General features: G+C 47.7%; 25 protein-coding genes. 11 read left to right on the forward strand and 14 right to left on the reverse strand.

What is annotated here, in order from left to right:
* Nucleotides 1-99: 99 nt before the first annotated feature.
* Nucleotides 100-1,647 (reverse strand): arylsulfatase, encoded by a 1,548-nt coding sequence (locus ACZ45G_RS02905; protein WP_464175159.1) that lies wholly within the window; start codon nt 1,645-1,647, stop codon nt 100-102.
* 305 nt (nt 1,648-1,952) lie between these two features.
* Between ACZ45G_RS02905 and ACZ45G_RS02910 the strand changes: the two genes are divergently transcribed.
* Nucleotides 1,953-2,900, forward strand: a complete 948-nt coding sequence (locus ACZ45G_RS02910) for a LysR family transcriptional regulator (RefSeq protein ID WP_464175160.1) — start codon at nt 1,953-1,955, stop codon at nt 2,898-2,900.
* Nucleotides 2,901-2,917: 17 nt separating this feature from the next.
* Nucleotides 2,918-3,175: a hypothetical protein gene (locus ACZ45G_RS02915; protein ID WP_464175161.1), complete on the forward strand. Its 258-nt coding sequence runs from the start codon at nt 2,918-2,920 to the stop codon at nt 3,173-3,175.
* On the opposite strand, the gene ACZ45G_RS02920 is transcribed toward ACZ45G_RS02915, so the two are convergent.
* A complete protein-coding gene (locus ACZ45G_RS02920) occupies nt 3,172-3,945 on the reverse strand; it encodes an HAD-IIA family hydrolase (RefSeq protein ID WP_464175162.1) in 774 nt (257 codons plus the stop codon). The two genes, ACZ45G_RS02915 and ACZ45G_RS02920, sit on opposite strands and share 4 nt — an antisense overlap.
* Nucleotides 3,946-4,247: 302 nt before the next feature.
* Between ACZ45G_RS02920 and ACZ45G_RS02925 the strand changes: the two genes are divergently transcribed.
* Entirely contained in the window at nt 4,248-4,910 is a 663-nt protein-coding gene (locus tag ACZ45G_RS02925; RefSeq protein WP_464175163.1) for an NAD(P)/FAD-dependent oxidoreductase, read from the forward strand.
* Nucleotides 4,911-4,960: 50 nt separating this feature from the next.
* Here the strand turns inward: ACZ45G_RS02925 and ACZ45G_RS02930 are convergent, their stop codons facing one another.
* On the reverse strand, nt 4,961-5,524 hold the full coding sequence (locus tag ACZ45G_RS02930; protein WP_464175164.1) for a GAF domain-containing protein: 564 nt from the start codon (nt 5,522-5,524) through the stop codon (nt 4,961-4,963).
* A 305-nt stretch (nt 5,525-5,829) separates the two neighbouring features.
* On the opposite strand from ACZ45G_RS02930, the gene ACZ45G_RS02935 reads away from it, so the two are divergent.
* From ACZ45G_RS02935 to ACZ45G_RS02950, 4 genes are all read left to right on the forward strand, one after another.
* Nucleotides 5,830-6,780 carry a DUF362 domain-containing protein gene (locus ACZ45G_RS02935; protein ID WP_464175165.1) on the forward strand — a complete coding sequence of 317 codons (951 nt, stop codon included), beginning with the start codon at nt 5,830-5,832 and terminating at the stop codon, nt 6,778-6,780.
* 9 nt (nt 6,781-6,789) lie between these two features.
* On the forward strand, nt 6,790-8,466 hold the full coding sequence (locus ACZ45G_RS02940) for a 4Fe-4S dicluster domain-containing protein (RefSeq protein WP_464175166.1): 1,677 nt from the start codon (nt 6,790-6,792) through the stop codon (nt 8,464-8,466).
* A 155-nt stretch (nt 8,467-8,621) separates the two neighbouring features.
* The gene (locus ACZ45G_RS02945; RefSeq protein WP_464175167.1) at nt 8,622-9,053 is read left to right on the forward strand and encodes a sirohydrochlorin chelatase; all 432 of its coding nucleotides are present in this window, start codon (nt 8,622-8,624) and stop codon (nt 9,051-9,053) included.
* A gap of 4 nt (nt 9,054-9,057) precedes the next feature.
* Entirely contained in the window at nt 9,058-9,792 is a 735-nt protein-coding gene (locus ACZ45G_RS02950; RefSeq protein ID WP_464175168.1) for a glutamine amidotransferase, read from the forward strand.
* An 18-nt stretch (nt 9,793-9,810) separates the two neighbouring features.
* On the opposite strand, the gene ACZ45G_RS02955 is transcribed toward ACZ45G_RS02950, so the two are convergent.
* The 11 genes from ACZ45G_RS02955 to ACZ45G_RS03005 form a co-directional block, all read right to left on the reverse strand.
* Nucleotides 9,811-10,623, reverse strand: coding sequence for a DUF547 domain-containing protein (locus ACZ45G_RS02955; RefSeq protein ID WP_464175169.1), 813 nt, complete (start codon nt 10,621-10,623; stop codon nt 9,811-9,813).
* A 26-nt stretch (nt 10,624-10,649) separates the two neighbouring features.
* Nucleotides 10,650-11,843, reverse strand: a complete 1,194-nt coding sequence (locus ACZ45G_RS02960) for a THUMP domain-containing class I SAM-dependent RNA methyltransferase (RefSeq protein ID WP_464175170.1) — start codon at nt 11,841-11,843, stop codon at nt 10,650-10,652.
* Nucleotides 11,844-11,845: 2 nt separating this feature from the next.
* The gene (locus ACZ45G_RS02965; protein WP_464175171.1) at nt 11,846-12,364 is read right to left on the reverse strand and encodes a PocR ligand-binding domain-containing protein; all 519 of its coding nucleotides are present in this window, start codon (nt 12,362-12,364) and stop codon (nt 11,846-11,848) included.
* Between the two features lie 231 nt (nt 12,365-12,595).
* Nucleotides 12,596-12,955, reverse strand: a complete 360-nt coding sequence (locus ACZ45G_RS02970; protein ID WP_464175172.1) for a NifB/NifX family molybdenum-iron cluster-binding protein — start codon at nt 12,953-12,955, stop codon at nt 12,596-12,598.
* A 48-nt stretch (nt 12,956-13,003) separates the two neighbouring features.
* Nucleotides 13,004-13,384: a NifB/NifX family molybdenum-iron cluster-binding protein gene (locus ACZ45G_RS02975; protein WP_464175173.1), complete on the reverse strand. Its 381-nt coding sequence runs from the start codon at nt 13,382-13,384 to the stop codon at nt 13,004-13,006.
* Nucleotides 13,385-13,439: 55 nt separating this feature from the next.
* The gene (locus tag ACZ45G_RS02980) at nt 13,440-14,339 is read right to left on the reverse strand and encodes an ATP-binding protein (RefSeq protein ID WP_464175174.1); all 900 of its coding nucleotides are present in this window, start codon (nt 14,337-14,339) and stop codon (nt 13,440-13,442) included.
* Nucleotides 14,336-15,229, reverse strand: a complete 894-nt coding sequence (locus ACZ45G_RS02985) for an ATP-binding protein (RefSeq protein WP_464175175.1) — start codon at nt 15,227-15,229, stop codon at nt 14,336-14,338. Before ACZ45G_RS02985 ends, ACZ45G_RS02980 begins: the two co-directional genes overlap by 4 nt.
* Before the next feature lie 39 nt (nt 15,230-15,268).
* Nucleotides 15,269-15,652, reverse strand: a complete 384-nt coding sequence (locus ACZ45G_RS02990) for a hypothetical protein (RefSeq protein ID WP_464175176.1) — start codon at nt 15,650-15,652, stop codon at nt 15,269-15,271.
* Nucleotides 15,653-15,924: 272 nt separating this feature from the next.
* A complete protein-coding gene (locus ACZ45G_RS02995; protein ID WP_464175178.1) occupies nt 15,925-16,962 on the reverse strand; it encodes a 3-deoxy-7-phosphoheptulonate synthase in 1,038 nt (345 codons plus the stop codon).
* Nucleotides 16,963-17,231: 269 nt separating this feature from the next.
* A complete protein-coding gene (locus ACZ45G_RS03000) occupies nt 17,232-18,245 on the reverse strand; it encodes an electron transfer flavoprotein subunit alpha/FixB family protein (protein ID WP_464175179.1) in 1,014 nt (337 codons plus the stop codon).
* 14 nt (nt 18,246-18,259) lie between these two features.
* A complete protein-coding gene (locus ACZ45G_RS03005; RefSeq protein WP_464175180.1) occupies nt 18,260-19,039 on the reverse strand; it encodes an electron transfer flavoprotein subunit beta/FixA family protein in 780 nt (259 codons plus the stop codon).
* Nucleotides 19,040-19,278: 239 nt separating this feature from the next.
* Between ACZ45G_RS03005 and ACZ45G_RS03010 the strand changes: the two genes are divergently transcribed.
* The 4 genes from ACZ45G_RS03010 to ACZ45G_RS03025 all read left to right on the forward strand — a co-directional run bounded on the left by ACZ45G_RS03010 (nt 19,279) and on the right by ACZ45G_RS03025 (nt 24,030).
* Nucleotides 19,279-19,989 (forward strand): histidine phosphatase family protein, encoded by a 711-nt coding sequence (locus ACZ45G_RS03010; protein ID WP_464175181.1) that lies wholly within the window; start codon nt 19,279-19,281, stop codon nt 19,987-19,989.
* A gap of 14 nt (nt 19,990-20,003) precedes the next feature.
* Nucleotides 20,004-21,197 carry an acyl-CoA dehydrogenase family protein gene (locus ACZ45G_RS03015; protein ID WP_464175182.1) on the forward strand — a complete coding sequence of 398 codons (1,194 nt, stop codon included), beginning with the start codon at nt 20,004-20,006 and terminating at the stop codon, nt 21,195-21,197.
* Between the two features lie 109 nt (nt 21,198-21,306).
* The gene (locus tag ACZ45G_RS03020; RefSeq protein WP_464175183.1) at nt 21,307-22,374 is read left to right on the forward strand and encodes a phosphotransferase family protein; all 1,068 of its coding nucleotides are present in this window, start codon (nt 21,307-21,309) and stop codon (nt 22,372-22,374) included.
* Nucleotides 22,375-24,030 carry a long-chain-fatty-acid--CoA ligase gene (locus tag ACZ45G_RS03025; protein ID WP_464175184.1) on the forward strand — a complete coding sequence of 552 codons (1,656 nt, stop codon included), beginning with the start codon at nt 22,375-22,377 and terminating at the stop codon, nt 24,028-24,030.
* The last annotated feature ends 20 nt before the right edge of the window (nt 24,031-24,050 follow it).

Genomic DNA, 24,050 nt, shown 5'->3' on the forward strand with positions numbered 1-24,050 from the left:
AGACAAGGCCGGTGACAAATTTGTTTTACCACCGGCTTTGTTCCCTGGAATGAACTACCCCGATGCAGAGCATCGGGGAATTCTTTTGATTAAAGTCGCTTAATGCGCGCCTGAATCTTCCAGTTGCTCTAACACCTTATCCAGGCTAAAGCTGGCAGGCTTCTGGCGTGGTGGAAATTCCTTGAAGGTCGACAGGAATTGTCCGACAATGGCCTGGGCTGGAACCCCCAGATAGGCATGGTCAAGGACCCAGTCATAATAGGTGTTTGAGGTTACCATGGCGCGCTCATAGGGATCACGACGCAGGTTCTCAATCAGCGGTATACGCAGTGGCACAAAAGGCTCTATCCATGCCTGGAAGGTTGCTTCAGCCCGTTGCTCCATGAAGATTAACTTCCAGTCATTATAACGCAAGGCGGTCAGATCTCCATCGTCGGAGAAGTAAAAGACCTCATTTCGGGAACCATGTTCCTCCTTACCAGTGAGGTAGGGCAGAAAGTTGTAGCCATCAAGATGGACCTTATAGTCGCGCCCGATCGCCTTATGACCGGTCAGGAGCTTCTTCTTGACGTCCGGTTCACCCGCAGCAGCCAGAAAAGTGGGCAACCAGTCCATGTGGTGCATGATCTCAGTGGACCAGGTACCGGCCTCGATCTTGCCTGGCCAGCGGACCATGGCGGGTATACGCATGGCGCCTTCCCAGTTAGTGTTCTTTTCACTGCGGAATGGGGTCATGGCGGCATCTGGCCAGGTATTCATGTGCGGTCCATTATCTGTGGAGTAGAAGACAATGGTGTTATCGGCAATGCCAAGGTCATCCAGTGCCTTGAGGAATATCCCGATATGCATGTCATGTTCCACCATGCCGTCCGAATATTCATCCTGACCGGAAATCCCGCGCAGTTCTTTTTTTACATGAGTGCGGAAATGCATGCGGGTACCGTTCCACCAGCAGAAGAAGGGCTTGCCTGCCTTGACCTGGCGTTCGATAAAGTCAATGGCTGCATCCACGGTTTCATCATCGATGGTTTCCATACGTTTTTTGGTCAGCGGTCCGGTATCCTCGATCTTGCCGTCGGCAAAGGACTTGATTACGCCGCGGGGGCCAAATCTTTTACGAAACTCGGGATCCTTTGGGTAATCCTCGTTTTCCGGCTCTTCCTCTGCGTTGAGGTGGTAGAGATTGCCTAAAAATTCATCAAATCCGTGATTGGTGGGAAGCATGTCATCCTGGTCACCCAGGTGGTTTTTGCCATATTGTCCGGTGGCATATCCTCGCTCCTTGAGCAGACCGGCAATGGTGGGGTCCTCTACCTGTATTCCCTCTTTAGCCCCGGGCAGACCAACCTTGGATAGACCGGTGCGAAAAACAGACTGCCCCAGGATAAAGCTGGAGCGGCCGGCAGTACAACTCTGCTCACCATAATAGTCGGTGAAGGTCATACCTTCTTCGGAAATTCGGTCGATATTAGGCGTTTTGTATCCCATCATGCCATGGGTGTAGGCACTGATATTTGATTGTCCTATATCATCCCCCCAAATAACAAGAATATTGGGTTTATCCGTTTGGCCGGCAGCTGAGCCGACCAGAAGCATAAAAAGAAAATGTGCCGCAATGGCCCCCATCATAAGACTCTTTTTTTTCATATTATTTACCTTATTCATTGTTAGTACCCGACTACAGCTATCTGATTGCTCTGTAAGATACCGGTTGCCGGAGTTATAAAATTAACCTCTGGGAAAATATAATCCACTTCGATGACACCAGATTACTATAGGTATATGCACATGAATTGATACTGATTTCACCACTATGAATAAGCGGGAGGTGTCAATTCATGTGCTCAGAACTATAAGTATTCAGCACAATTAATAATAACTATAATAACTATAATAAATATAATTAAAAATCAAATGCAATTAAAGCTCGATAATGATACCTTTTAAGCATCATGATTAAATACCAGCAAATACTTCACGCCCAGGCTCTTTTAATTCACCAGAGTTTCAGGCAGGCCGCCAAAGCGGAACATATCACCCAACCCGCATTTTCCAGGAGTATCGCAAACCTGGAAACTACTCTTGAAGTAGAACTGTTTGACCGCCATCGGGGGAGGGTTACCCCGACTATATATGGAGAAATTCTCAAAAAAAACATCGCGTTGATTCTAAAAGCCACATCAGAACTTGAACGTGAAATCGCTATCCACCGAGATCTTCTGGTTGGAGAGTTGAACATAGCCATGGCGCCATTTCCTGCAGAAATATCAGGCTACAAGGCACTGGGCTCGCTCATATCTGAACACCCAAAAATTCGATGCAAAGTTACTTCATCGAATTGGGATGATGTTGAAAGGCAGGTAATGGAGAGACAAGCTGATATCGGTTTTGCTGAACTCAGCAAAGCACTAAAAAATAAAATGATTTTAACTGAACCCATTGCCCAACATCAAGTTGTATTTTTCTGCCGTCACGGACACCCGATGCTGAAAAAAAAGCAGATCGTCAGGAGCGACTTTCATGAGTATCCCTCTGTGGGAGTAAAACTCCCAGAACGCGTAATGCCTTTCTTTCATGGAATCCTTTCTCCAGAAAAACATTCTACCCAATTGTTGCCTTCAGTGATGGTTCAGGATCTTGCATTTGCAAGACAAATTGTCTTGAGAAGTGACGCATTCTGTATGGCCGCCCCTGTCCAAATTGAGCGAGAACTAAAAGAGAAAATTTTTTGCATTATACCATTCCACAAGCCATGGATGACATTAAATTACGGGTTTATGTATGAGAAAGACCGGCTTATATCGCCTGTTGCAAAAAAGTATATGGATTTTATCAAAATCACCGAAGAACAGATAAAAAAAGATAATTTGGCTTTACTAAAGCAATATTTACCTTCTTAATCGCCAGCAAGATGAAAATGGGGGTTTCCGGCTGCAAAATCCAATGTGCAGAAAATTGCATCAAGGATATTTCCCTCTATGGTACTCAGAAGGGCTGGACCCTGCAGATCGGGGGAAATGGCTCTGCAAGGCCCCGGTTGGCTGCATGTCCTGGCAAGTATGGCAGGGGCTATAACAGGGCAATCGCAAGTGAATTTTTTTGTGATGTCCGTTTCTTATGGTTCATTCCATTTTTCGTGTTGGGGAGTTCTGTTTTAGGTTATATATTACCTTAACCCGGGATGTCGTTCACTCCGTTTAGTATAATTCTTGGTCTATAGGGGTATTGCGTTATGTTCTCTTTTGACGTAACACCGGAGAGTACCAAAACTGTATCAAGTCCGCTTTCGATACCTGCTATAATGTCTGTATCCATTCTGTCACCTATCATAGCCGCTTCTTCAGAGTGTACACCGAGCCTGTGAATTGCAGAGCGCATCATTAAAGGATTGGGTTTGCCGATGTAGTATGCGCTAACACCGGTTGTGATTTCAATAGGTGCTACCAAGGCACGGCAGGCCGGAATGATTCCGTTTTCGCTCGGTCCTGTCAGATCTGTATTTGTTCCAATGAACTTAGCACCATTCATTACATGATGCATTGCACGGCAAATTTTATCAAAGTTATAATTAACGGTTTCGCCCACAATTACATAATCAGGGTCTACGTCATTTATTGCGATGCCCGCATCATGGAGTGCATTGTATAAGCCAGGATCACCGATTACATACGCGCTACAATCGGGGCTCTGACGACTTAGAAACTTCGCGGTTGCAAGAGCGCTTGTGTAGAAGTGGCTTTGATCCACGTCCAAGCCCATGCGCCAAAGCTTCTGCTGCAGCTCCTTTGGGGTTTTACCGCTTGCATTCGTCAGAAACAGGAACTGCTTGTTCTCGCGATAGAGCCAGTCCACAAATTCCTTAACTCCAGGCAGCAATCGCTCCCCGTGGTATATGACGCCGTCCATATCGCAGATAAAACCTTTTTTACATCTTAATGTTTCCATACTTCATCCCCACTGAATTTTTTGTATTTAATTTCCTATAATGAGATTGTATATATCTTTTTTCAATTAATATCCCTAAAAAATACCAAAATTGTTTAAAATTAGATAAAAAACTCACTTTCAGAAAAAGACAGGATTTATTTGAATGCGATCATCTTGGGGGCTATGATTGGGAGCAGCATTTTGAAAAAATCAGGATTGACATCCATGGGCACCAGTATTAAAAACAGGGGGTGCCATTGGATTAAAAATGGACGAAAAGCGGACAAAATAAACGCAGATATAATAAAAGAGGAATGAAAATGCTCAAAGACGGAGAAAAAGGGGTGATTCGCCAGCGGGGTACAGAAGAGATTACCTACGCCATTGCCCCTCATCTGCCCTGCGGGGTGGTCAAGCCAAAACAGCTTCGCAAGCTTGCGGATGTGGCGGAAAAATATAAGGTGGCAGAACTAAAGATCACCAGTGCCGCCAGGATTGCCATCATTGGTATTTCCGAGGAAGATGTGGACGGGGTGTGGAAGGATCTGGACATGGATGCCGGATTTGCCACAGGCCTTTGTGTGCGCAGTGTTAAGGTGTGTCCTGGAATTCAGTACTGCCGTCTGGGCCAGCAGGACAGCTTGAAAATGGGAATGGCACTGGATCAGATCTACCATGGCATGGTCCTGCCCAGCAAGATGAAAATGGGGGTTTCCGGCTGCAAGATTCAATGTGCGGAAAATTGCATCAAGGATATTTCTCTCTATGGTACCCAGAAGGGCTGGACCCTGCAGATCGGGGGAAATGGCTCTGCAAGGCCCCGGTTGGCCGATATCCTGGTGGAAGATCTCTCCTTTGACGCAGCCCTGGAAATGGTCGGCCATGTGGTGGACTATTACCGGGAGAATTCAAAGCGGGAACGCATGGGCAGAATGGTGGACAGGCTTGGCCTCGATACCATAAAACAGGCGCTTTTGGGTTAATAATCGCAAATGGAGGGGTTGGTACTTGTGGGAACCCCTTCCTAGGAAGTCTATTTGTTGGCGCCGTAGGTATCTTTCCCCCGCATGTTTTTAAGGATTTCGATGCTGGTTTTATACCCTTTGTACATCCGGCACATGTCCATGGCCATGCCACAGATCAGGGCCACTGCCTGGAGCAGATTGATGTCGTTAATGGAGAACTCCCAGGGGGTGGCAGAATAGATACGAAGGGCGCCGATGATATTGTCGTGGCTGATAATGGGGACCCCGAGCAAAGAGGCAATGCCTTCTTTCCGGGCCTGTTCCGGGTACTCGATTCTGGGGTCATCCATGACATCAAAAATGGCAACGGGAATCGCATCCTTGGCTTCTCTTATGGTCTGCATGAAATGGATGGGGCCTTTTTGCAGATAGTTTTTGCTCAGGCCGGAAGAAGCCACAAGCCCCAGTTCTTTTGTCTCTCTGTCCACCAGGAATACAGAGCATCCCTTGGCTTTAAATGCGGTTTTGACACTTTCTGCCGTTATCAGTGCAACTTCTTCGGGGTCCTTGCACTGGGAAATGGCAGTGGTGAGTTTGATGATGGTGTCGTAGTACATGGTGTGCTCATCCATTTTGGCCTCCTATGGTTAAAATTATTTTAAGTTATAAGGCCGGCACCCTGGCAGGATATATTTCTCCCCGCCATTGTGCAGGTAATAATTCCAGGAGATCCGCATAAAAGGGAAATAAGAGAAATAGATGGAAATTGTTCAGCATGAAGCCGTTTGTAATTTTAGAAGAATAACGTATACCAAATATAATATATGCCAGCCGTTTAGTCAAAGCCTTTTGAATTCTTCTTGACAAAGGAAAAAGATTGGGTAAACTTTAAGTCTCCCTAATGATACCAATTAAAACCCATCTAAGGAGAATTCCCATGGATAGATCAGCAGATATGCCATCGGATATACAAATGGACAGGCGCAAATTTTTAAAGCAGGTATCCCTGTGGTCTGTCGGCACCCTAATGATACCGCCGGTGTTTGACATCACCCCAAAAGTTCTGGCGGGATCTGCCCTGACCCCGGATATTCTAGTGACCAAGGGAAAAGATTATCCGGCCATGACCCGAAAGATAGTAGATGCAGCCGGCGGCATGGGCAAATTTGTCAGCATGGGGGATCGGGTGGTCATTAAACCCAACATCGGCTGGGATCGGAATGTGGCCCAGGGGGCCAATACCCATCCAGTGATTGTTTCAACCCTTGCTGTCCTTGCCTTGGAAGCCGGTGCCGCCAAGGTGATGGTGTTTGACCGGACCTGTAATGAGGAACGGCGGTGCTATCAAAACAGCGGGATCAAGCCGGCCCTTGAGGCGATGAAGGATAGAAGGGTGAGCTGTACATATGTGGATGACCGTAAATTTGTCCCCATCACCATAAAACAGGGAAAATCTTTGAAGGAATGGTCCTTTTATAAGGATGCTCTGGAGGCGGATTGTTATATCAATGTGCCGGTGGCCAAACATCATAGCAGTTCCGGGTTGAGCATGGGCCTTAAGAATGCCATGGGGGTTATCGGGGGATGGCGGGGAAAAATCCACTATGATTTAAGTGCCAAGATTGCGGATTTGAACCTGGTTATCCGGCCGGATTTAATCCTGGTGGACGCCACCCGGGTGATCACACGGAACGGCCCATCTGGAGGAAGCCTTGATGATGTCAAACAATTGGATACTATCATCGCAGGGGTGGACCCAATCGCTGTTGATGCCTATACCACAACGCTTTTCGGGCTGCATCCGGAAGATATCGGCTCCACTGTGGAAGGGTTTAAGCTCGGACTTGGTCAGATAGATCTGGATCGCTGTCACATTCGGATGGTGTAATCTTGTCCCATGAAAACCAATCCTATGAAGAGTAGCTCCCTGCAAAGAAATTTTTGGAAACAGCTTCGTCGCTTTTGCCAGATCCTGGGCCTTGTTCTCTTCTTGGTCCTGTTTCGCCTCACCGACTATGGCGGATCAGATACAATCCCCTATGCCGTGAACATTCTTTTCCGGATAGATCCTCTGGTGGGGGCCTGTGTAACCCTGGCCGGAAAAACATTTGTGGTTCTGCTCTGGCCCAGCCTTGTGCTGGTGGTACTCACCCTCGTTCTGGGCCGTTTTTTTTGCGGTTGGATTTGTCCCATGGGAACTCTGATTGACATAGCCGGCAGGGGGGTTCGGCCCTATCAAAAATTGAAGTCAAGGCCCGGGGCCAATTTGAGGTTTTTGAAATATGGTCTTCTGGTCCTGGTCCTGATCTCTTCCTTGTTTTCCCTTCAATTGTTGGGTTTTTTCGACCCCTTTGCGCTCCTTGTCCGGGGCATGGCCTTTGGAATTGACCCGCTGTTTAACTTTCTGATAACAGGTGCTTTTGACAAGATTTATCTGACAGGTCCGGCCTGGTTATCAGACTTGACAGAACCCGTGTACACCATGTTAAAATCCTTTGTCCTGCCCCACAAGCAAAGCTTTTTTTATCTTTCTTCGTTCTCTTTTCTCCTGGTGACAGGGATTTTTGCCCTTGAAATTTTTGGCAAACGCTTCTGGTGCAGGAACCTTTGTCCTCTGGGGGCACTTTTGGGTCTCATATCAAAGCTGTCCATCCTAAAAAGAACGCCCGTAAAGGCCTGCAAGGGGTGCCGGCTGTGTGAAATAAAATGTCCCATGAACGCCTTTGAAACAGGAACATTTGAACCCGGAACCCTTGAACCCGGAACCCTTGAACCCGGAACCCTTGAACCCGGAACCCTTGAAACAGATACCGGTGATACCAGGGGGCAATTGATGGTTGAAGAATGTACCCTTTGCATGGACTGCATCTCCTATTGCCCCCGGGGGATTGCAGGATTTGGTTTTGGTCTGCCTAAGCCAAAAGCTATGGACATCAGTCGGCGCCAGCTTTTAACGGCCGGGGTTGTCGGGATCTGTCTGCCCGGGCTCAGCCGGACCAATGCCCTGTACAGATTGCCGGACAATGACCTGATTCGTCCCCCGGGTGCCATGGCGGAACAAGATTTTCTGGCCACCTGTGTTCGATGCGGAGAGTGTATGAAGGTCTGTATTACCAACGGTCTTCAGCCCATTGGGTTTGAAAAGGGCCTGGAAACCATGTTTACCCCAAGGCTTGTGCCCCGTTTGGGGTATTGTGAATTTAATTGCACCCTTTGTGCCCAGGTTTGTCCCACCCAGGCCATTTCCCTCCTTTCCACACAAAAAAAGAAGGCCTTTGTCATGGGGAAAGCCTGGTTTGATAAAAATCGCTGTCTTCCCTATGCAGAGAATAAATCCTGCATTGTCTGTGAGGAACATTGCCCGGTCCATGACAAGGCCATCCAATTTGATGTGGTAATGGTTGCGGGTGCCGAAGGCGAACTCTCTCCTCTTAAACAGCCCCGGATTATAGCAGAGCGCTGTATCGGATGCGGCATTTGTGAACATGTCTGCCCGGTCCCCGGGGAGGCTGCTATCCGGGTGCTGGGCCGTGGTAACGAGAAAAACCTTTCCCCAGGATCGGGGTATCCGTAAAATACTTCCTGTCAGGTGATCTGTGATCTTTTTTTGGGCAAAAATCTGGATAAAAAATCATAGGATGGCTTGCCAAACCCCATCAGATTGTTATTTTATTAAAATTGCTGTAAAAAATAAATCTTTGACCCAATCTGCGCCTGGTGACTTGAGATATGGTGACTTGGAATAGGGCGCCTAGGAGAAAAAACGTGAATGCTTTGATTATTGTTGCCCATGGCAGCCGGAATAAAAAATCTGCCCAGCAGGTGGCTGCCCTTTGTCAGAAGATATCTGAAAAAGCCGGGAATCTATCTGACCAAAACAAATTTGACCTGGTGGCCCATGCCTTTTTGCAATTTGCCTCCCCCCTTTTAGAAGAGACCATTGAGGATCTGGTGCAAAGGGGCGTCCACAGGGTAATTGTTTTTCCTCTTTTTATTGCTGCGGGAAGTCACCTTCTAAAGGATATCCCCGAGGCGGTTGAAACGGCAGGCAAGACCTATCCCGGGGTGAGTTTTTCCATTACCCGGCATCTGGGAGCAATAGAGGCCATAGAAGATATCATTGTCCATGAAGTCATGACACAATTGAATTCCCAGGAATAGTCCGATGAAACCCCAAAAAATAGTGATTGTCAAAACCGGAAATTCTTTCCCCTCGATTATACCCGTGCTGGGAGATTTTGAAGACTGGATCGCCAGGGGATTGGGCCAGGCACCCCAGGATATCCAGGTGGTCAATGTCGAACAACACCAGCCCCTGCCGAATCTTGATACTGTCAAAGGGGTTGTGATCGCAGGTTCCCATTCCATGGTGACCGAAAATCTTGACTGGAGCCTTGAACTTGAAGCCTGGATTCCAAAATTGATTCAAAAAAAGGTCCCCTTGCTGGGGATCTGCTATGGGCATCAATTGATTGCCAGGGCCATGGGGGGGATAGCAGACTACCACCCAGGAGGGCTTGAGATCGGTACCACAGATATTGAGTGTGTCCTGCAAGAGGATGACGATCCTTTGTTCGGCGGTCTTCCCCAACGGTTCAAGGCCCATGTGGTCCATTCCCAGACGGTTATCCGCCTGCCTGAATCTTCCGTTGTCATTGCAAAAAACGGGTTTGAACCCCACCACGCATTCAAGATGGGTTCGTGTGCCTGGGGGGTTCAGTTTCACCCTGAGTACGATGCTGCCATCGAAACAGCCTATATTGGAAATATGACCCAGGCCATTGAGGCATCCGGCCAGGATCCATCCCAGGTGTTGGACCAGGTGGTGGAAACCCCTGTTTCGGCCCTGGTGTTAAACCGGTTTGGAACATTGGCATCTGTGTGGGCTTCTTCTTTCTAACCCGGGCCTGGCCCTATACTATCTATTCAAGGTCCAGTCATAATAAAGATAGGACAATTTGATCTGTGGGGCTGCCCTGTCCAGCTCTTTTTTGAATTCAGCATTTGCATATTGCCGGATGAACAAGAGGGGCGCATCATTAAAGTCTTCTTCAAACCATTTGAAAAGTTTGCTGACAAAGAGGGTGTTGTCCTTTAGAAAGGTGCGTTTGGGGTCATTGATAAATGCCCGGGTCACGGTGTTGAGCTGGACCTCCAGGGTCTGCCCCTCATAGGGTTGGTTTAACAAGGGTGGGCATCCCTTGGAGGCGCAATTGATGGCAAAATGGATCCGGGGATCCTTGAAAACGGGGCGCAAAAACTCATGTTCAATGGTATCCAAAGAAATGGTTTGCCCGTCCAGGGAAATGAATTTTTTGCTCCAGGGATTTGAAAAAAAGGACCCGATTTCCTTGATGGAATTGATTCCCGGATATTTAGTCAGGATTAATTTGATGGTAAAGGCATTATAGGCATTGATATAAAAGGCAAACCTGTCGTTGTGGGACAACCTGTTCACATCTGTTGCACTCAAAATTGAAAGGTAGCTATTCAGAAGGGCTTCCTCTCGTTTAAATCCATCATAATCCACCCGGTTTTTCTTTACATGTTGGCCCAGCAGGCGCGCATAAATGCTGTTGTCCACCCGGCCCATGGCTGCGGCAGTGGATGGAAATAGCATCAATTCCATTGTCATTGCCATGACAAGAGCCATGGCAATGACAAGGCCGGTCAGGCGGCTGGGGCGAGAAAAAAAGACAAATCTGTTAAAGGGGATGGCAGGGGGCTGCATGATGTCTCCTTGGGAAAATTTTGGGTCTACCCCCCTATTTTGCCGATACCGGCAAAAAGATCCAGCCCACCGTGGAAAAAGGGCATGGGCTGTAAGGGAAGTCTCATGGCCTTGCCCAGGGCTTTTTCAGGATAAATAATTCCCACCCGCCAGCCCTTGAAATCAGCTGCCAGCTTTTTTCCTATTTCTGAAAAGAAACGGGTCATATCCATTTGTTTGCCCAGTCGTTTGCCATAGGGCGGATTTAATACCACCACTCCTTTTTTCGGGGTGAATTGAGTGGGTTGGATATCAAAAAAATCAATATTTTGGGCCTGGATGGTTTTTAGAAATTCATGTTGCTCAATGGCGCCCTCTAGCAGGGAAAGGCCTTCGCCATCAATGTCTGAAGCAAAGATTTCCGGGCTGGTTTTCAGGTCGAAGTTTTTTTGGGCCTGGGCCTTTAAATAGGTGAAATTTTCTCGCCTGAATCCGGGCCACTCTTCAAAGGCAAAGGATCTGAAAAATCCCGGGGGGATATTGGCCTGGATCATGGCGGCTTCAATGGAAAAGGTGCCGGAACCGCACATGGGGTCCACCAGAACATCCTCTCGAGTGAACCCGGCTGCCTTGAGGATGGCAAAGGCAAGGTTTTCTCTCAGGGGGGCACTGATCACCTTTTGTTTGACACCCCGCTTGAAGAGCAGGTCTCCGGACATATCCAGGGAGAGTTCAAATTGATCATTGTCGGCCCGGATGAACAGGCTTTGTTCCGACTTTTTTCCCGGTGCAAACAGCCGTGCCTGAATGATGGCCCGGCAGCGCTCTTCAATAGCGCCGGAATGGTAGAGTCGGGACTTGTGGGCCGTGACCTGGAGTTTTAATTCTGTATTCCCCGGTAGAAAAAGTTCCCAGTCGATTTGTTTGATCTTTTTTTCCAGGGTTGGAAAGTTTTCCGCCTTAAAGGCAGCAATGCGCATGAGAATTTTGCTGGGGCTTCCCAGGCAAAGATTGGCCATGCAGGCAGTGGACAATTTGGTCCGGAAAGCCACTCCGCCTAGCAGAGGATTGATGTCCTGGATTTCAGGGCCCAGTTGTGCCAGTTCATTTGTACAAGTGGTTTTCAGCCCCGGGGGGCAGACGGCAAAAAAATCATGGACCCGGGCCGATATTCTGCGTTTGACTCTTTTTTCAAAGGCAGATGGGCCGACTGTCTCCTGGCTGTCTGATATAGGCGTCATTTTTATAGGGATTCTTTTTTGGTATAAGCGTCCATGATAAGGGATACCTGTTCCTGGAGATAGGTGCTGGCAGCAGCCAGTTCTTCATCGGTGATCACAGGAAGTTCCTGGGCAAGCTTTTCCACCGTTGCTTCATCTATGCCTGCCATCTTGTTGATGGCAAAGGTGTCGGCATCTCCGTCTTCTGTCAGCAAACCGCAGCCACCGGCTACTCCTAGGAACTCATCCTTATATATGATGGGAACCAGCAGCTTGACAAAGCCTGCATCGCATTCTTCTATGACGGGTGCCTGGCTTTTTTTTGCCATGGCGTTCATGTTCATATGGGCAGCGGAGCAGATATAGGTCTGGCCGTTTTCCGTGGCTTTGATGGCAGGGCAGAGGTCATTGCTCCAGTTTTTAACCTGGGAGATACGAATCCCCTTGGGGTTAAATACAGATCCCTGAAAATTAAAGCGTGTAAATAAGTTGTTTTCAAGCGCTTCCCATGTTTCCAATGGGCAGATATCGGTCAGTTCCATTTTTTGTTTCCAGATTAAAAGGGGTTATTAAAAGATAATAGGATCAATTGTATTTTAATTTTTAACACACCCGGTTTTGTGATGTCAAATGGTTCGTTTTGTATCTTGAAAAACAAATGAAGCCCTGTGCTGATGACACCTTTAATGATAGGGGTGAGATAGGGGGCAAGGTGCCACCAGCACAGGGCTTCAAGAGTTCCATGGTATATGTTGATAAAGAGGGCCTTTGTTTTACCAGTGACCCTCTACGTTGGCATCTGTTGCAAATTCAAATTTGCCGGCAAGGTACTGGTCAATGGCATTCTGAACGGTTCCCGTTGCATCATTTGCCACCTTAATGTTGGCTGCATCAAGGGTTTTAAAGGCATTGGGCCCGCAAAATCCAGTGAGAACAACCTTAGCCCCTGTGTCACTGATATTGGCGGCAGCCTGGATACCTGCTCCCTTAAAAGAGTCCTTGTTCAAGGCATTGTCGACCACTTCAAATGCCAGGGTATCGGTATCCACAGTGATAATGTAGGCGGCCCGTCCAAACCGCGGATCCACCTCGGCATTCAGATCCTGGCCCTTTGATGTTATGGCAATTTTCATTTTAAAAGTTCCTTTTTTTTAACCTAGGTCCAAAAGGGGAGGGGGAGGCTATTGGCCACCACCGCCGCAGACCTGGTCGTTGGTAATCTCAGCAAGTTTGCCCGCGATCAGGTCCATGACAACCGGTTCAATGTCTGTGCGCTGGTCGTCATGGAAGACATCAATACCCACCTGGCGAAAGCCCATGAGGGGACGCATGCCAATGCCGCCGACCACCAGGGCATTGACCCTGTTATCTGCCAGAAGGTTCACCGGTACCATACATCCGCCCTGGGCATGTTCCAGATTGGAAAGGGTGGTGACTTCTTTGATTTCTCCGTTTTCCACATCTATAAAAGTAAACACATCGCAATGTCCGAAATGACCTGCCCGGGTTCCTTTAAGTCCGCCTTCTCCATTTGAGGGGATCGCAATTCTACCGTTTTTCATAACCTGGTAACTCCTTTGTTTTTAATTTAAATGTTTTATGCTTTATTTTAACGCTTTACATGATTCTTTCTTGCTTCATGGCAGGATTTTTCATGACGGTTTGCCAGATTTCTTTTATAGCCTGGCTTGTACTCGAATCTTCATGGGTTTCCATTATTGTTTTTCCCTGGATCATGGCCTGGGTAAAATTGGGGTCAAAGGGGATTCTGCCGACAATGCCAATATTATTCTCCCTGGCAATCTGTTCAATGGCAAGTCCCTGGTCCGGGTTCAGATCAAACTTATTGACACAGACCATGGCGGGGATCTTAAAATGGGCCGCCAATTGTCCCACCCGTTTCATATCATGGATGCCGGACACCGTGGGTTCAGCCACGATCAGAATGCAGTTTGCCTGGCTCATGGAGGCAATAACAGGGCAGCCGATACCGGGAGGGCCATCGGTGAGGATAAGGTCAAGGTGCTGTTCTCTTGTCCGCTTTCTGGCTTCTTCCCGGATCAGGGCGACCAAGCGGCCAGAGTTCTCTTCTGCGATGCCTAAGCGGGCATGGATCATGGGGCCGAACCTTGTATCCGATACATACCATTCCCCGCAGGTTTTTTGGGGGAAATCAATGGCCTCTTCCGGGCACAGGTCTACACATACCCCGCATCCCTCGCAGCCAATGGGATCAACTTTATAGCTTACGGGATCCGTAGTTTCGATTATCGCATCAAATCGACACAGCTCTTTACACAGTCCGCAGTCTACGCATTTATCCGGATTGATAATGGCTTCATTTCCGCCGACAAAATCGGTTTTTTTCTGGATTTTTGGGGCCATGAGCAGGTGCAAGTCTGCCGCATCCACATCGGTATCGCAGAGCATCATGTTTTTTGCCAGGCAGGCAAACGCAGCTGTCAGACTTGTTTTTCCGGTGCCGCCTTTACCGCTTAATATTATCAGTTCCTTCATTGGACTTGCCTCCTTTGTGCTACTACCAGTGCTTCGATGTCATCATACAGCTGTACAAATTTTTCCTTGTATTCCGGGAGACAGGAGATGATCAATTCTCCTTTTGAATAAGCCGTTGCAATTCTTCGATCAAAGGGGATTTCCATGAGAATGGGAATCCCTTGTTCCTGGGCATAGGTTTTCACATCATCATTGCCCATGCCGGCCCGGTTGATGATAAGGCCGTGGGGAATATCCAGGATTTTAACCGTTTCCACGGCCAGGGTCAGGTCATGGAGGCCAAAGGGAGTGGGTTCTGTGACCAGAAGGACAAAATCAACCCCTTTCATTGAGGCAATAACCGGGCAGGAGGTTCCGGGCGGGGCATCGATAATGGTGAGGCCCTTTGGATCTGCGTGGGTTCTGACCTGCCGGATGATGGGAGGGGCCATGACCTGGCCGATATCCATAAGTCCGTGGACAAATTTGATCTTTTCCCCGGAATCTTTTCCCTGATCGGTTAACCCCGGTTCGACAAATCCTGTTTCAATGATGCCAAGGATCCGATCCTTTTCAATTATGGCACCTTCGGGGCAAATGGCCGCGCATCCACCGCAAGAATGGCAAAGTTCCGGAAAGATCAATACTTTTTCGCCGGCCACGGCAATGGCGCCAAACCGACAAATTTCCATGCAACGTTTACAATAGGTACATTTGGTATCATCAACTTCAGGTATGGGAGCAATAACATTCTCCCTGCCCGTGAAGGTTGGGTTTAAAAAAAGATGTGAATTGGGTTCTTCCACGTCACAGTCCAGAATCGTTACCGGTGCCGGAAGGACGCAGGCCAGATTGGTGGACACCGTGGTCTTGCCGGTCCCGCCTTTTCCGCTTGCTATGCTGATAATCATCTGATTGGTGTCTCCTTGTTCTTAGGCTTCCAGAGGGGGTTAGGCGTTCATGCCCAATATTTTGTTTAGATGGGTCACAAGGTCTTGTGCATCCCGGGCTTCGGGCTTTAACGGCAGCTGCATCAAGACACCAAATCCTTCGAAGGTCTCGTGGAAATCCTCGGGGGAAAGGGCGCTGGTCGCGACACAATTGGTCATGGGAGCTTGCATAATGACCTTTTCAACAAGGTCTCTGGCGTTTTCATCGGGCAGGTTCCCATCGATGATCACAAGTTCAATTTTTTTGTTGGCGGGGTATTCCGAAAGCAGGGACAAAAGTTTTTTCCCCGAGTCAATCCACTCAATATCCATATGATTTTTGATCAGGGCTTGCTCAACGCTCGAAAAATTTTCTTTATCCCTGCTAACTATTAGGCAACTCATTTAATAACTCTCCAAAAGCATTTTAAAATCCATTGGTTGTTTTCCAAGAGCTTAATAGCAAAGCCTGTGCCAAGACGGTGTTATGGGAAGTTATTTAAAATAATGATTAAAAATCAGTGGGTTGAGTTTTAGTCAGCAGATCAGAAATTTTTGGAAATTTTTTCTGAATCGCAAAAATGCGACCAGAGGTGTCATCCATATGAACCCTGTCGCACCATTGGTATAGCCCGGGGTTTGGGTCGGTTTTCGGGTGCAACAGGGATCTATGGCCTTTACAATTTTTCGTGGGCACAGCGGATCAGGCGAATGGTATTTTCCCAGGAAATGCATTCATCTGTAATGGAGACCCCATATTTCAGGTTGGCGAAACCATTGCAGCACTTTTGGTTGCCTTCAAAGAGGTTGCTTTCCAGCATCAGTCCTGCAATGCCATCGTTGCCATCCAGTCGCTGGTCTATGGCGCTTTTGAATACAAAGGACTGACCCTTGAATTTTTGGCCTGAGTTGTCATGGGAACAATCAATTATCACCGTCTCTATAACCTCTTTTTCCCGCAGCCTTGTCTGGGCCTTGCCAACGGAGACCGGGTCGTAATTCGGGGTGACGCCCCCCCGGAGGACCAGGTGGCCATAGCGGTTGCCCGTGGTGCTGACAACCGAGGAATGTCCATCGGGATCAATACCCAAAAAATGCTGGGGGGCACATGCAGCCTGAATGGCATTTATGGCGGCTGACAGACTGCCGTCGGTGCTGTTTTTGAACCCCACAGGCATGGAAAGGCCAGAGGCCATCTCCCTGTGGATCTGGGATTCCGTGGTCCTGGCACCCACGGCCACCCAGGTTAAAAGGCCGGCAATATACTGGGGGGTGATGGGGTCTAAGATTTCCGTGGCCGTGGGCAGTCCCATGCCATTGATATCGATGAGCAGAGACCGGGCATTTCTCAACCCCTTGTCCACATTGTAAGAGGCATCAAGATCCGGGTCATTGATCATGCCTTTCCAGCCAATCGTGGTCCTGGGTTTTTCAAAATAAACCCGCATGATCAGATTCATCTTGTCCTTGACTTCTTCCCGGAGTGCTGTCATTTTTTCGGCATATTCCAGAGCGGCATCCGTGTCGTGGATGGAGCAGGGGCCGGCTATGACCATGAGGCGCTTGTCCTTTCCCCGTAAAATATTTTCCACATCTTTTCGACCGTCAATCACGGTTTGGGCAACATTTTCGGAGATGGGCAGTTCTTCTTTGATGAGGGCCGGAGAGGTCAGAGGTTTGAATTCTTTTACATTGACATCATAGGTTTGTTTCATGGTGGTTTCCTTTGCAGTGTTGTTACCGCCCCGGCCAAAAAACAAAAAAGCCGCAGGCGGTTTGCCTGCGGCTTTCATTATTAAAAAATCAAATCAGCGCAACACAGGCGGCCAGGTATAAAAAAAATACCTAAAATAAAAATAAAAGTTGTCTGTGTCGCAAAAAATCATCTTATTCACTCCTGTTATAATTATTTACCAGAACATATTTGGCGTATTGTGTCAAGCGATTATATTTTCCCAGGCTTTAATTTTTCCGGTCTAAAATTTTATTCGTTTTTAGCCTTTTTCTTTCTATTGAATTTTTCAACAAACAAAGGAATGAATTCGATAAGATCCTCGACGATACACACATCTGCAATCCGAAAAACAGGCGCATCAGGGTCTGTGTTTATGGCGACGATAAATTTTGAATCCCTTATGGCTTCGACATGTTGGGTGGCCCCGGATATACCACAGGCAATGTAGAGTTTTGGCGAAACCATAGTGCCGGTCATTCCCACCTGTTTGCTGTATTTTACCCATCCGTAATCGCAAATGGGTCGTGATCCACCCGTCGCCGATCTCGGGAAAAGTGCTGCCAGCATTTTTATGTATTGATAGTTCTCCTCTTCTTCTATCCCCCGGCCGCCTGAAACGATGACATCTGCCTTGTCAAGGTCAGATCCCGCTGAGGCGGATGGCCTGGTCCCTGTGAATACCATTTTATCCTCATTGCATTCGTACACAACCTTTTCAACCCTACCCTTGTTTTTTTTATCCGGGGAATCCAATTTAACGCAATGAGGTTTAAAAGAACCAGGCTGGAGGGTCATCACCAGGGGGTAAGATTCCATCATAAGGGTTGCCAAAATTTTTTGGCCAAACAAAGACCGCACAAAGCCAATTTCCCCCTCCTCTTGGCATACCTCTTCCACACCGGTAATGCAGGAGCCTTTGAGAACCACTGCAAGGGCCGGTGCATAATCCATTCCCGAGGTTGAATGGGGGGCACATATGGTGTCAAATCTTGTTTTTGTAAATAACGCTGAAAGTACGTTTATGTATAAAGACCCGTTATAGTGTGCAAGTCCGGGGATGTCTATTGAATGGGTAATTTCCCCTGTGTTTGCACTGATGCTGTGGGCCAGTTGTTCCGTGTCTTCACCCAGTATAAAAAATTGGATGTCACATTCTGAGGGTTCAAGTTCCTGGATTTTTTGAGCCATGGTGTAAAGCTCATAGGTGATTGGCTTCACCTTGCCATTTCTATGTTCGGCAATAATGGCTATTTTTTTTTCCATGCTTTTTTTCCTTTTTACTGGAGGAGCGCTTTCTTGCTGAGAATATCCATCAACTGGTCGACCTTGTCTTCCGTCGTTCCGTTGAGGAGGACCCCTTTTCTGGTCGTTTTCGGGTGTTGAATGTTTTTCAGGGTGAGGGTTTGTTTGTTTTTTTCAAGAAAATTTACATCAATCACATTCAACTTTTTTTTCTTTGCCCTGAGTACCTTTGAAAGGGCAGGGTATCTAGGGCTGTTGATTCCTGTCTGAAGGGTCAGAACACAGGGTAGTTTTATGTCAAACATATCCCTTGCCCCTCCCTCTATTTCCCTTTCAACGGACACCATTTTTTTGTCAGGAGATAGGGTTTCACGGATGGTCCCCGTACAGCACGGGATTGAAAGAATTTGTGCCAGCATCGGTCCTGTCTGACCGTTCATCTCATCCTCGGACATTATTCCGGTCAGTATCAGGTCATAGCCCTTGTCCCTTGCATAGGCGGCAATCCAAGCGGCAGTAAGCGAAGGCGGCCGGTAGCCCTTATGGTTGTCAGCCAAGAGGATCCCCTCATCTGCTCCCATTCCAAGGGCTCTTCTCAGTGTGTCCTCTGCATGGTTCGGTCCCACGGTTATGATGTCAATTCTTGACTCTGGAAATTGTTCCTTTATCAATAAGGATTCCTCAACGGCATAGGCATCGAATTTGTTCATTTCAAATCGGTTGGAAGCCAGATGATCGACCCATTTTTTTGAATCATTGATTTGGATTATTGATCCGGATTCCATGACCTGTTTCACACAAACCAGAAGTTTCATTGTTTTTAGTCCCGGGGCGTTATCTGTTAAATGCATAAAAGTGCCGGTAAAAATTATATTTTTCCATATCCCTTGTTTAAAACACCCTGGTTTTTGTGTCAAGATAAAAAAAGAGCAAGCGTTCGTTTTTTATCTTGACACTTTTTGCAGGCATGGGTATGGTCTTTCCATAAAGAAAACATTATGGGGTTCGGTTTTTTTAAATACTTAATTTGGGCAAGGCGGATTAAACAAGTAAAATGAGCGAAATCTATTTCATACGGCACGGCCAGGCATCATTCGGGTCAGAAAATTATGACAGGCTGTCTGAAAAAGGTGTCTTGCAGGCAAAAATACTTGGCCGGCATCTTGTCGGCCTGGGTGTGAAATTTGATGCCGTCTGTTTTGGTGAGATGGAGCGCCAGGAAAAAACTGCTGAAGCGATGACGGCTGCCTATCGTGAGCGAGGGCTTTTTGTACCGGATCCATTGGTTGACGCCTCCTTTAATGAGTATGATTCCGCATTGGTATGGCAATCCCAGACAAAGATGATGTTAGAGGATGACCCAGGGCTTCTGGATGAACTTAAGCAAGATCAGACAAATAAAAAAGCCTTTCAGAAAATTTTTTCAAGGGTGATGGAAAGATGGATTTCAGGAAAATTTGATGCCCCGGGTATTGTTACCTGGGATGGGTTTAAAAATAGGGTTGTCCTGGGCTTGAACGCCCTTGTAAAAACCTGGGGCCCCTCAAAAAGAATAGCTGTTTTTTCTTCGGGAGGACCCATCTCCATCGTGGTGCAAAGGGCTCTGGATCTTTCCGACACAAAAGCAATAGCGATATCCTGGCAGGTGATGAACGCATCCATAACAAGGATTAAATACAACAGGTGCAATATAAGCCTGGCAGGGTTTAATGAGATCACCCATCTGGAATTGACGGGCGATACAACACTTTTAACATACAGATAAAAAAGGAGATATAAATGGATTTTACCATACCGGAAAAAACACAAATCATCGTTGAAATGATGGATGAGTTTATTAAAAAAGAACTTTACCCCCTTGAAAAGGATCTTGAGTCCAATGATTGGGATGCCTTTGAACGAGAGTTGGACAAGAAACGCCAAATTGTAAAACAAATGGAATTGTGGGCTCCCAACCACCCAAAAGAATTTGGCGGCATGGGACTTACCTTGATGGAGCATGCCCTGGTTTCAGAAGTTTTAGGCCAGTCAAGCCTTGGCCATTATGTCTTTGGGTGCCAGGCCCCGGATGCGGGTAATATCGAAATTCTCCACCTGCACGGAACCGAGGCCCAGAAAGAAAAATATCTAAGGCCCCTGGTTGACGGAAAAATCAGAAGCTGCTTTTCAATGACCGAGGTTGACATGCCCGGATCAAACCCTGCCATGCTTGAGACAACGGCTGTAAAGGAGGGGGATGATTATGTGATTAACGGTCATAAATGGTATTCTTCTTCCGCAGATGGCGCTGAGTTTGCCATTGTCATGGCCGTGACAAATCCTGAAAACTCCACCTATCTCCAGGCAAGTATGATTATTGTCCCAACGGATACCAAGGGGTTTAACCTGGTCAGAAATATTCCTGTCATGGGACACACGGGAGCGGGCTATTTTAGCCACGGTGAAATCATTTACCAGAATTGCCGTGTTCCCAAGGAGAATATTCTCGGCGGTGAAGGGCAGGGGTTTGTCATGGCCCAGGACCGGCTCGGACCCGGAAGAATTCACCATTGCATGCGCTGGATCGGCATCTGTAACCGGGCCTTTGACCTGATGTGCAGGCGGGCACTTGAAAGAACCATTGCACCGGGTAAAAAGCTGGCCTCAAAGCAGATTATTCAAGCATGGATCGCCGAGTGTGCAGCCGATATTCAGAGCGCCAGACTGATGGTACTCCATGCGGCCTGGATGATCGATAATGTGGGGGCTTCTGCTGCCAGAAAGGAAATATCCATGATCAAGTATGTGGTGGCAAACACCCTTCAAAAGGTGCTTGATACGGCTATTCAGATCCACGGGGGCCTGGGCATGTCTTCGGACACGGTTCTTTCATACTTTTGGTGCCATGAACGGGGGGCCAGAATTTATGACGGTGCCGATGAGGTTCACAAGACATCCGTGGCCAAAAGAATTTTAAGAGGTTATATGGATTAGCCATACAACCATGGATATTAAGATAGGATAATTAAGATAGGATAATTAAGATAGGATAATTAAGATTGGATAATTAAGATTGGGGATATTAAGAGGGGGGATAATAAAAATGAAGGATGTGATTGATACGCCAACAAAAGTCAGGGAAGGCGAGGAACTGGATGTTTCAACGCTTGAAACATTTTTAAAGGATGAGATAAAAGGATTGTCAGGCCCCTTTGAAGTGAAGCAGTTCCCTTCGGGCTTTTCAAACCTGACCTACCAGATAACAGCCGGTGGCAGAGAATTGATACTGCGCCGTCCCCCCTTTGGAACCAAGGCAAAATCTGCCCACGACATGGGGAGGGAATTTAATATATTAACCGCACTTTATTCGGTTTTCCCCTATTGTCCCAAACCCTATGTGTATTCTGAAGATGAGTCTATCATCGGTTCATCCTTCTATGTCATGGAAAAACTTCAGGGAATCATTCTGAGGAAAAACTTGCCCGAGGGGTTATCTTTTACCCCGGAACAGGCCAAAACCCTGAGTGAATCTTCCCTTGATATCCAGCATCAGCTCCATTCAGTGGATTATCGCGCCATTGGCCTTGAAAATTTTGGGAAACCTGATGGGTATGTACGCCGGCAGGTAGAAGGGTGGAGCAAACGATATCGGAATGCAAGAACGGCTGATGCCCCTGATTTTGAAGCGGTCATGGCATGGCTGGATAAGCATCAGCCCCCGGACTGTGAACGTCCGGGAATCATTCACAATGATTACAAACTGGACAACCTGGTGCTTGATCCTGAAAATCCCACAAAGATTGTCGGGGTGCTGGACTGGGAAATGGCAACCCTGGGAGATCCCCTGATGGATCTGGGAAGTTCGCTGGCCTATTGGGTCCAAAAAAGTGACTCAGCGGAAATGATTGGCATGAGAAGCCTGCCGACCCACCTTGACGGTTTTTTGACAAGGGAGGAACTGGTGGAACGGTATCTTGAAAAATCGGGATTGAAAATTGACAGCTTTAATTTTTATCTTGTTTTCGGCATGTTTCGCCTGGCCGGTATTGCCCAGCAGATTTATTATCGGTATTTCCACGGCCAGACGAAGGACAAGCGGTTTGCCATGCTTGTTTTTGCCGTTGCAATTCTTGAAAAGGAAGCCAAAAAGATAATTAATAAAGGAGTCTAAATGAATCAGGCACATTATCAGTTCTGGCCCAAACGTGTTCCCAAGACAATGATTTATCCCCAAACGCCTCTGTTTGAATCTCTGGAAACAAATGCCCGCCGTTTTCCCGAACAACCGGCGATAATTTATTATGGGAAAAAAATTACGTATGCCCAGTTATGGGATTCGTGCCTCCGTTTGGCGGCAGTCCTCGCAGGACTGGGCCTGAAAAAAAGTGACCGCGTGGCTGTTTACATGCAGAATTGTCCACACTTTATCATAAGTTTTCTGGGGAGTATGCGGGCCAATACGGTGGTCGTCCCTCTCAATCCCATGCTGGTGGACAATGAACTTCGCACTCTGTTGGGAGATAGTGATGCCAGGGCTGTTATCACTACAACAGAACTGTATCCTAAAATTGCCGGCATCTGCAAAGAATTGGGAATCAACAATGTGATTGTCGGCGCATTGACCGATTACCTGCCTGAAGATCCCCAAATTCCCGTGCCGGACTTCATGAATGCAATTCCTTCTGTCATTGAGGGAACCAATTGCTGGCTTTCTGCCCTGGCCGAAGCGTCCGCACCTCCACCGGTTGAAGTCGGCCCGGACGATCTTTGCCTTCTTCCGTATACAGCGGGTTCCACCGGTGTGCCCAAGGGGTGCATGCATACCCACGCAACGGTCATGTCTAATGTCATGGGATCAGTATACTGGATCAACGGATCTCCTTCTGTTGTCTCCCTTGCGGCCCTGCCTTTTTTTCATGTCACCGGCATGGTTCACTGCTTTCTGGGCCCGATTGCCATGGGCGGAACACTCGTCATTCTGACCCGATGGGATCGCCTTGCCGCCCTGGCGGCCATTGAAAAATATCATGTGGCGAGCTGGGCCAACATCACGACCATGCTGGTTGATCTTCTGGCCACTCCTGAAATCGAAAGCCGTGACTTAAGTTCCCTGAATTTTGTGGGCGGAGGAGGTGCTCCGCTGCCCGCAGCCGTGGGTGAAAAACTTCAGCAAATGACCGGCCTGAAGTATGCCGAAGGATACGGTTTGACAGAGGCCATATCCCAGACCCATTGGAATCCGCCGGACAGACCTATACCCGGCAGCATCGGCATACCTGTTTTTGGTGTCGATGCCCGTATCGTGGATGTCATTACCCTTGAGGAGGTTCCCGGAGGGGAACAAGGTGAAATTGTGGTCCACGGACCCCAAATTTTCAAAGGATACTGGCAAAAGCCCGAGGCGACCAAAGAATCCTTTGTGGAGATTGAAGGCAAGGCGTTTTTAAGGACTGGAGACATCGGCCGCATGGATGAGGAAGGGTATTTTTATGTCATGGATCGCCTGAAACGAATGATCAATGCGGCCGGCTTCAAGGTTTGGCCTGCAGAAGTGGAGTCGATCCTGTACAAGCATCCGGCCGTGCTGGAAGTCTGTGTCATCGGTGTGCCCGATGAGGAACGGGTGGAAAACGTAAAGGCATTCATCGTTGTCCGACCTGAAGCGGCAGATGTTTCGGCGGATGAAATCATATTTTGGTCCAAACAGCAGATGTCGGCGTATAAGTACCCCCGTTTGATCGAATTTGTAGATGCTCTGCCGAAAAGTGGTGCCGGGAAAATAATGTGGCGCCAGATCCAGGAAAAAGAACTTGCTGGGTTACAATAATCGCAAAATAACAAACAAAA

Source organism: Desulfoconvexum algidum, assembly GCF_055382125.1.